Origin of the sequence: Microcystis sp. M090S1, assembly GCF_020246295.1 — a bacterium.
GTDB lineage: Bacteria > Cyanobacteriota > Cyanobacteriia > Cyanobacteriales > Microcystaceae > Microcystis > Microcystis aeruginosa.
Genome location: NZ_JADBTF010000207.1, coordinates 23,768 through 30,075, shown reverse-complemented (window position 1 = coordinate 30,075; position 6,308 = coordinate 23,768). Strand labels below are relative to the sequence as shown.

At 39.7% G+C, this 6,308-nt stretch carries 4 protein-coding genes; 1 reads left to right on the top strand and 3 read right to left on the bottom strand.

The genetic code is table 11. The annotated features are described in order from the left end of the window. Positions 1-183: 183 nt before the first annotated feature. Positions 184-786 (bottom strand): signal peptidase I, encoded by a 603-nt coding sequence (gene lepB, locus IM477_RS09470; protein WP_287731504.1) that lies wholly within the window; start codon positions 784-786, stop codon positions 184-186. Positions 787-1,080: 294 nt separating this feature from the next. Between lepB and IM477_RS09465 the strand changes: the two genes are divergently transcribed. Further along, the gene (locus tag IM477_RS09465) at positions 1,081-3,252 is read left to right on the top strand and encodes an EF-hand domain-containing protein (protein ID WP_287731502.1); all 2,172 of its coding nucleotides are present in this window, start codon (positions 1,081-1,083) and stop codon (positions 3,250-3,252) included. A 189-nt stretch (positions 3,253-3,441) separates the two neighbouring features. Here IM477_RS09465 and IM477_RS09460 read toward each other — a convergent pair whose 3' ends face one another. Further along, a complete protein-coding gene (locus IM477_RS09460) occupies positions 3,442-4,113 on the bottom strand; it encodes a DUF2290 domain-containing protein (protein WP_287731500.1) in 672 nt (223 codons plus the stop codon). Next, a complete protein-coding gene (locus tag IM477_RS09455) occupies positions 4,106-6,217 on the bottom strand; it encodes a DEAD/DEAH box helicase (RefSeq protein WP_287731499.1) in 2,112 nt (703 codons plus the stop codon). The genes IM477_RS09460 and IM477_RS09455 overlap by 8 nt, the downstream gene beginning before the upstream one ends. Between the last annotated feature and the right edge of the window lie 91 nt (positions 6,218-6,308).

The following is a 6,308-nucleotide window of genomic DNA, read 5'->3' as shown; positions in this document are numbered from 1 at the left end:
GCTTTTCTCGCGAAACAGGTGCAAGATTTTGAGAGAATCGTCGTTCAAAACCTTGCGTCTTCATCGGCCCGCGTCCTGTAGGGGCGAAGCATTCGGGCAATAACCTATCGGTGAAACCGTAGATTTTCTATCCGAATGCTTCGCCCGTACTTTTTGCCGCAAACCCTATTTATTTTCTTGACATTAATTCTGATTTGTGGCAGCGTCGGGGTTGTCAAGTCCTCCCAGACGATTGAAGGGCCAAAAACGCACCACGGCGCGACCGATTAAGTTTTCCCGGGGAACGAAGCCCCAAGCGTGGGAATCATAACTATTATTGCGATTATCGCCCAAAACCAAATATTGATCGGGGGGAACTGTCACCGGTCCGAAAGTATAATTAGGTTCTTCGGCGATATAGTTTTCCGCTAAAACTTTACCGTTGACATAAACTAGACCGTTTTTGACTTGCACCTTATCCCCCGGCAGTCCAATCACCCGTTTAATAAAAGCATCATGAAAATTTTGAGCTTTCAGAGCGGCTGTCGGACTAAAAACCACTATATCACCCCGTTCTGGCTTCTGAAAATGATAGCTAACTTTCTCGATAATTAGGCGATCGTTAATCTGGAGAGTGGGTTCCATGGAAGAAGAGGGAATATAACGGGCCTCGGCCACAAAAGTGCGGATGCCAAAAGCCAAAATTCCAGCCGTGACAATGGTTTTAACTGCTTCTAGCCAAGGGTTTTCTTGGGGGACGGGAGGAGGAGAGGGTTTTTCGGATTTATGGTTCAAGCTTTCAGCCATAGAATTTAAACTTTTGAGAAGGATTAAGCCAATACGCTCTTTAATGTTCTAGTCTAGTGATAGTAGCAGCGTAGATAATATTTTAAGACAATTTTCCCACATATACTGGATCACTGTTAATTTGTCAACGCCGCATCCTGCTGCCTGAAGGGGAATTTCCTCGGGGGTAGAAAAAGGCAATGCAGTCCCTCAAAAAGGCAAGTTTTTCGCCGCTATTAAAGTAAAAGCTTGATAATTCGAGGATTGAAGCCCTAATCTCCCTTAAAAGTCTCTTCTCCGTCACTACTTAGACCTATGTTTGCACAAATTCCCGAACGATCAATGCACTATCTGCGATGGGTTGTTACCATCGCTTGGTTAATTCTGATATTTTCTCTGTTTTTTGACCCTATTTCGGCACAATTAACCGATCCTAATAATCTCTCTAGTCCCCTGAGAGTTGATCCCGATGTCTGCATTAAAGTCCAGGGGGTTTGCTTACCCCAATCCTCCTATCAGTTAGCTGCGCCGATTTTTTGGGGAATAGTGGTTCCTAGTAGCATTTTTATCTTATTAGTATTCGGTCACGAACTCTGGCGGCGTATCTGTCCTTTATCCTTTCTTTCTCAAATACCGCGCGCTTTGGGTAAACAGCGTCAGAAAAAACACACCGATAAATCGGGGAAAGTCCGCTATGAAATCTATAAAGTGCCTAAAAACTCTTTTTTAGCCCGGAATTATCTCTATCTACAATTAAGTCTGTTATTTTTGGGTTTATGCGGACGGATTCTCTTTGATAATTCCGATCGCTTAGTCTTGGGTAGCTTTTTAATCTTTACTATTCTAGTGGCGATCTTTGTGGGTTATTGGTATGGGGGCAAATCTTGGTGTAACTATTTCTGTCCCATGAGTCCAGTGGAAAGGATTTACGGTGAACCGAGGGGTTTACTGAATAGTACCGCTCACGAAGACAGTCGCGGTGGGATTACTCAATCTATGTGTCGTATTGTCCGGGAAGATGGTAGCGAACAAAGTGCCTGTGTTGCCTGTCAGAGTCCCTGTATCGATATCGATGCGGAAAGATCCTATTGGGATGGGATTACTAACAGAGATCGCCAATGGCTTTATTACGGTTATTTTGGCTTAGTTTTTGGCTATGCTATCTATTATTATCTCTATGCTGGCAATTGGGACTATTATTTCTCTGGAGCTTGGGCGCACGAAGAAAATCAACTAGAATCCCTCTTTCAACCGGGTTTTTATCTTGCTGGTCAGGCAATTGCGATTCCGAAGCTGGTAGCTGTCCCCTTAACTTTGGCAATCTGCACTTTTTTGGGTTACTTTCTCGGTAAAAAAGTTGAAAATGCCTACAAAGTCGATAGAATTCGCAAAAAGTCGCCTTTAACTACAGAAATTATCCGTCACCGCGTCTTTACTGTCGGAACTTTTCTGATTTTCAATTTCTTCTTTATTTTCGCTGGTCGTCCTTTTATTAATCTTTTGCCAAAATTTTGGTATTATTTCGCTGATATTTTACCGGCTGTTTTGAGTAGTTTATGGTTATATCGCACTTGGACAAGGGAGCCGGGCCGTTACCAACGAGAAGGACTCGCAGGAAGATTGCGTAAACAGTTGGGTAAACTGGGTCTCGATACGGCTAAATATCTTGATGGGCGATCGCTGTCAGCTTTGCACGCGGATGAGGTGTATGTATTGGCCAAGATACTGCCGGATTTCAGCCACCAGAAGTGTTTAAAAGCCTATAAAGCCTTGTTAAAAGAGGCTTTGGAGGAGGGATATACTGACTTCGGCCACAGCCTCGAAATCCTAGAACAAATGCGCTTAGAGTTGACGATTACCGAGGCCGAACATCAGGCAATTCTAACGGAGTTGGGTGTGGAATCGGCCGAACTTCTCGATCCGGACAAGCAGTATAGTCGCGAGGATTGGTTGCGTTTGCAGAGTTACCGCGATGCTTTGTTGGAAAGTTTGTTGGTGACTTGGAAAAAAGACCCCGATCGCCGGGTGGGGTCAGAATTGCTGCAAGTGTTAACCGGTAAGAGTTCCAGGGAGGCGATCAAGCATTTATTGACGGAATTGCCGGCCTCGGAAACGGAAACTGTCGAGTCTTTGCGTCGGGAGTACGGAGTTACCGGTCAGGAGGAGGAAACGATTCTCCATCGTCCTCTGGCCCGTCAATTATGGCAAAATATCGCCCGCGCTTTTCAGGTCTTTGATCGTCTATCTTTTAGTAGTGACAGCGATCGTGATCAACAGGAAAGAATTTTATTGGAAAGATTCCAGCTATTCGATAGTGATAGCTCTGGACAAATTAGCCTTGAGGAGTTAAAAGCTTGTCTTCAGGCGATCGAACCGGGGGTGACAGACAAGGAAATCGAAGCTATGTTACACCAGGCCGATACAAGTCGCGATCATCAGATTAGTTTTCCAGAATTTCGCAACCTACTGCACCAATTCCACAAATAAACTGTCTTCAGTTAAGGAGTCTTTATTTTCCCTGACTCCTTTTTTTCTTTAAAAAAATAGCTGTTCGCAGGCAGGCACGGATTCCCATTATACTAGAAAGTATAAGTCAAGTTGAGGGCTTTTGTCAAGCTTTTTTAAGAAAAAATTTCGAGGTTTTGCTGAACTGTATGAGGGTAAATCCGATAGGGACTATAGAGAGGGAGATTTAATGGCAAAATGTAGTATATTTGTTTCTATTTCAGTTATGGTTTCTGGAAATCGCTGATTGTTAAAATTGATCTGCTCGGAATATAGATGATAGGCTGTATTGTAAAAGTTACGAAGGATAAAAGCAATAAATATGCTGGGTGTTAAAGGGGAGGACACTGGAATTCGGCAGTTTTTGAATTGTCCTAGGGTGAGATGACATCTGGGGTGATGAATCTCTTGAAAATTATCAGGATCGTAATCAAATCTAATCGGTACAGCTACAATATTTTTGGCGATAATATCGGCAAATATCTCGTCTTCTTCATATAGTTCTGGCTCATTTTGAAAAGATTCTAAATAAGGGGATGAGAAGAAAGCTAGTCTATGGGATAATAACTGCGATCCTTGGAAGCGATAAAGTAATTGAATCAAGGCTCCATCAATCATTTTAATATTATAATTCTTCCCGCGATCAAGCTCATCATAAATATCTTGATAGGCAACATTTTTTAGGGCAATGGATAAGTCGGAACTATTGGCATAGCTAATCTCAGAAATATTTTGACTCAATTTATTCAAAGTCGGAAAGTTCTGCTGACTTGATAATCCTACTTCTATCAATTTAGCCGTTAAATTGTTAACATCTTTAAAGATATTCTGAACATTAAGCATTTCTAGACGATTCTTCTAGTATTTTTATTTCATCTGCTGAAAATCGTATTTCACCCCGTTTAGCCTTAGCTAATATTGCTTGCTTTTCCCTGTCATTTTTATCTCTCTTGGTATTAAGAGTATCTCGATAAACCTTCTTCATTTGTTGAAGTTCTTCGGGGGTTGGATAGGTAAACTCAAGAGCAAAATTTCTCGATTTAATTTCCTGAAATTCCGTCTCTAAAGCTTGCATATTTGCTCCATAACCAATAACTCTTAACCAAGCTTTACTTCTAGTCATCGCTGTAAATAAAATATTGCGTTTACTAGCAATTTCTGATGGTGAACCAGATAAACATTCTTGAGCGTTAATGAAATAAACCATTGCCGCTTCATTGCCTTTTGCACGATAAATCTGTGTAAAAGCAATCGAGTTTTCTTGAAAAAACTCATCGGGAGAAGATGTGCTACCTGCTAAATGAGAATTAATATTTTTTGTAAATAACATTTCTCTAGCTTTTCCAAAAACGTTGCGAGCAGTTTTAGGTATTGGATGGATAACCATAATATCTTGGCATCTTAATTCATCTTCCTTGAGATTCTTGGCAATTTGTTCCACTAGCCATTCAAATTGCTCCTGGTTGTTATCGAAAGATTTAAAGTTGATAATATCTTCGATAGAAGAATGCTCTTCAAGGAATTTAGGACTGGTTTTGGAGGTTCTAATCAGTTTAACAAATTCTCCTGATTTTAATTCTCCTTCTTCAACCTCATAACCAATATCTTGCCATAATTGAGGATTATCAAACATTTGAATTAGTCCCTGTGGATAATAAACTCCAAAACCTAGAGCATGAGCAGAGGACAGAATAGGACGAGAATTTCTGTAACAAGTATTTAAAACCACATCTTGTTGGGGTTCGCTGGGTAAATTCTCCAATTTAACTCTAGGATTACCATGATTATCATTTCCAAAAATAACTTCGGGAGAATGCATGACTTTACTATTTAAGCTTTGCAACTCATCATAGGCATAAACTAAACGTTTATCATCTTTCAAGATTTCATAGCAGAGTCTTAAGAAGTCTTGAGGAAAATCTTGAGCTTCATCAATTAAAATAAGATCATAATATTGATGAAATTTTTTAATCTCTCGGAAGGCTTTTTGACAGGCAAAGTCAAAAGGTTCTTCATGCGAATATGTTAGGTTGTCTGCTTGACTAAAATCTAAATATTCAATATTATGTCGTTTACATAGCTCATAATAAATTCCTTCTATCTTAGGACTTCCCCACGCATGAATAATTTTTACTTTTTCCCAGTCTGGTTCGGAATTTTTATGCTCATAACTAAACCGAGTAATTAAATCTTTGTATTGATCCTTTAACGAGCGTGTATAGAAGGTAACAGCAATATTCCAATCGGGATGAGTTGCATGAAGATAAGCTACTTTCAGCGCTAAGACAATTGTTTTTCCCGAACCTGCTAAACCTCTGATTCTTTGTACACCTTTAGTGGTTTCTAAAACAGCCTTATTTTGAGTTTCATCAAGATTAGCGATAGAATCTTCTAATTTTTTTAACTTTGCTCCCCTAGAATCTGGTTTAACAACATAACTGCGAGCGTCTTTTTTTCTAATGGTTGTAACAGCTTGTATAACTGAGTTGACTTTCTCGAAATATTCAGAATCATTGCCTTGACATTTCTTGATAAAATCATCAAGATCTTTATCTTTAATAAGAACAGGATATTCCTCTGGGTTAATTGCTTCTGGATAATTATTCCAAATCGGTGCATAGGTGGCTACAGAAATGTTAACTATTAGCTTTCTTTTTTGAACAAGCTCTTTATAAGACAGCAGTTTTGCTTCTAACTTGGTTATGCTCTCGTCTTGAGTGCCTTCAATATCCAAATCATAATTTTTTCCCTCATCAATATTAAAAATAATAACCCCTTGCTGACGAGAGACTAATAGAGCATCAATTTGATATCCTCCTTGGGGAGTTCCAATAATAGGATAGCCGATATACAATGTTCCCTCTATATCTGTTCTTTCCTCAAAATATTTAGCTAATCTTTGAGAAGATACAGGTTTAGCTGAAGAACCGCGAATAACGTTAACCATAATTTTTACCTCGGGAGTTCTTTTAGCAGAATCATTAGATGCCTATTGATTCTTGAGGAGGGCAACAAAATTACTATAGCATTTTTTCAAC